Raw genomic sequence first — 3,352 nt, 5'->3', positions numbered from 1 at the left:
GCCCTGGCATATTGAAGAGGGCAAGCTTGTCGCAAGCGTTGCCGGCAGTCTGGGTGCGGCCGGTGGCGTTGTGACGCTGGATGGCGGTTCGCTGGAGTTTGGTTCTGCTTTCACGGTTGCCAATGCGATTGAGCTTGCACAGAGCAGCAATGTTGTATCCACAAATTTCATCAACACGCTTTCCGGCGCGATTGGCGGGGTTGGCGGTCTGACCAAGGAAGGGACTGGCACGCTGATTTTGACGGGTGCCAATGACTTTGTCGAAGACCTGGTGGTGAATGGCGGTGCTGTCCAGATTGGCAATGGCGCTGCAACGGGTTCGGTCAGTCAAGCGAATATCGTCCTCAACAATGGCAATCTGATCGTTGACCGTTCGGATAATTACCAGTTTGACAATGATGTCAGCGGCTCGGGCCAGCTGATCAAGAATGGCGCCGGTAAGCTGATTATCGGGGCTAATCTGGACCATACTGGCGGCACGCTGATCAATCAGGGCACGTTGCAGATTGGCGATGGCGGGCTGGACGGGACTGTCAAGGGCGCGATCACCATTGCAAGTGCTGGCACGCTGGAATTCAATCATTCCAATGCGGAGATCTATCAGGGCAGTCTGACCGGGAGCGGCACGCTGAAGGTCGATAGTCCGGGCGCCCTGCATCTGACGGGCGACAATAGCGGCTTTACCGGCACGACGGCGGCCAATGGCACCTTGATTGTCGATCATAAGCTTGGCTCGACGGTCAATGTCTCGGCCACAGGCGATCTGTCGGGTTCTGGCGAGATTTTGGGCAATACGTCGATTGCTTCTGGCGGTACGCTCTATGGCACGCAGGGCAAGACCCTGACCTTTGACCAGGATCTGACCTTGGCCACGGGCAGCGTCGTCGATGCGAAGCTCAGCCTGTTCGATCCGGGTGCCAGTGCGTTATTTGACGTGAAGGGCAAACTCACATTGGCTGGAACGCTGAATGTGGAATCGCTTGGCGGGCTTGGCGAAGGCGCCTATCGCCTGTTCGATTATGGCACTTTGCAAAATGATGGCTTCACGCTTGGCACAGCCCCAAGCGGTGTCAGCTTTGTTATCGATACGAATACAGCAAACCGGGTCCTGCTTCTATCGACCGGTGGTGCTACGGTTTCCTATTGGGATGGGCCGAATGGTCCAAGTAATGGCCAGGTCGATGGCGGTACTGGGATTTGGAGCAATGAAGCCAGCAATAATAGCTGGACCACGCCGAGCGGTGCCGTCAATACGGCTTGGCCGAACGATGAAATGGCGATCTTCAGCGGCACTGGTGGTGAAGTGACGATTGTCGATACCTATGGCCAGGTCGCATCTGATGGCATGATGTTCCTTGTGGATGGCTATACGCTGAAAGGCGACGGGCTTGTCCTGACGGGTGAGGGAAGTGCGAAGTCGGTTGTGGCGGTCGGTACGAATACGGCTGGCAGTGAGATGATCACTGCCACGGTGGAAAACCAGCTTCTTACCACAGCTGGCTTGAACAAGACCGGCCTTGGCACTTTGATCCTTGCAGCCGACAATAGCTATACGGGCGGCACGCAAATCACCCAGGGCACGTTGCAGCTTGGCAATGGCGGTAACACGGGCAGTGTCACCGGCAATATTGTGATTGGCTCCAACGAGCAGGATGAGGCCGAACTGAAGATCAATCGTTCGGATGTCTATACGATCTCGGGAACGCTGTCGGGCTATGGCGCGCTGATCCAGGAGGGGTCTGGCAAGACGATTTTGACGGGTGAGAACACCTATATGGGTGGCAGCACGGTCAATCATGGCGAATTGCAGATCGGGAATGGCGGCACACAGGGCAGTATTGAAGGGGATGTGCATCTTGCAGCCGGCACGATCTTCTCGACGGATTTGTCAAAAGATATAGCGCTCGATAGCACGATCAGCGGTGCGGGCAAGGTGGTGCAGAAGGGGACCGGTGTCACGAAGCTGACCGGCCATAACACTTATGCTGGAGGCACTGAGATCACGAGCGGTGTTCTGGAAATCGAACGTGATCATAATCTGGGCGATGAACATGGGTCTGTTCTGATTGATGGTGGTGAATTGCGCTTTGCCGCGCCGGCAACCCTTGGCAAGGATCGCACGGTCACTTTGGGTACCAATAATGGCGTGATCAACACGAATGCCAATCTGGTCGAATTTGGCGGTTCTGTTGATGGTGCTGGGCAGCTGGTCAAAACGGGAACTGGCACGCTGGTTCTGGATGGTGAGAATAGCTATGCTGGCGGCTCGCAGGTCAATGCTGGTATTTTGCAGATCGGCAATGGCGGCAAGACGGGTAGTATAATTGGCAATGTCGATGTTGCAGCCGGTGCAGGCTTTGGCATTAATCGCTCTGATGATTATACTTTTGCGGGCACGATCAGCGGTGACGGGCATTTTGAGCAGACGGGCACTGGTGAAACGGTTCTGACCGGTATCAACAGCTATAAGGGCGGCACGGATATCAAGGCTGGTGTTCTGGAAGTTGGTTCCAATGAGAATCTGGGCGATGCTTCTGGAGACGTGCGTATTGATGGCGGCACGCTTCGCTTTTCTAATGGTTTTGACACGGCGCGCCATGTCACGCTTGGCGCGAACAATGGTTCGATTGACACGGAAGGTAATACCAACAAAATCACGGGCGTGATCGACGGAGATGGCAGCCTGGTCAAGGAAGGCACCGGCACGTTGATCGTGACGGGTGAGAACAGCTATACGGGTGGCTCCCAGGTCAATATGGGCACGCTGCAGCTTGGCGATGGCGGCACCAATGGATCGATGGTGGGCGATGTTGCCCTGAACAATGCGGATACGCATTTTGTCGTCAATCTTGCCAAGAATATTACGCTTGATGGTGTGATCTCTGGCGATGGCTCTGTGACCCAGGCTGGTTCCGGCACGACGACCTTGACGAAAGTGCAGGAATATACGGGTGAGACGAGTATTTCGGACGGCAAGCTCATTCTTGTTGGCGATGGCTCGATCGAAAGCTCGCAGCGCCTGATCAATAATGGCGGTTTCGACATTAGCGGTGTGACCGGCGATAGCTCGACCATTCAAAGCCTTAAAGGTGATGAGACTGGTATTGTGACGCTTGGTGACAAGAGGCTGATCATCAAGGATGCGCATGACAAGACGGATCCGAATATGGAAGACGTCTATGCTGGTATCATTGAAGGCAATGGCGGTGTGGAGATTGCCGGTGGCAAGGAACGCTTCACGGGAGAAAACACCTATACGGGTGGCACCAGGATCGATGAGAGTGGCACGCTGATCATTGGCGATGGCGGCACCAAGGGTAGTGTGCAAGGCGGTATCGATGTCGCTGGCATG

Annotated in this window: 1 protein-coding gene; it reads left to right on the top strand. The window is 55.2% G+C overall.

All coding sequences use genetic code 11. The annotated features are described in order from the left end of the window. Positions 1-3,352, top strand: a 3,352-nt coding sequence (locus ACTJKP_RS26540; protein WP_440632786.1) for an autotransporter-associated beta strand repeat-containing protein, incomplete at both ends; no start/stop codon positions are given.

The organism is Brucella sp. 22210 (assembly GCF_052045675.1).
Taxonomy (GTDB): domain Bacteria; phylum Pseudomonadota; class Alphaproteobacteria; order Rhizobiales; family Rhizobiaceae; genus Brucella.
The sequence above is the reverse complement of the archived record's forward strand: the minus strand, read 5'-3'. Positions and strand labels throughout refer to the sequence as shown.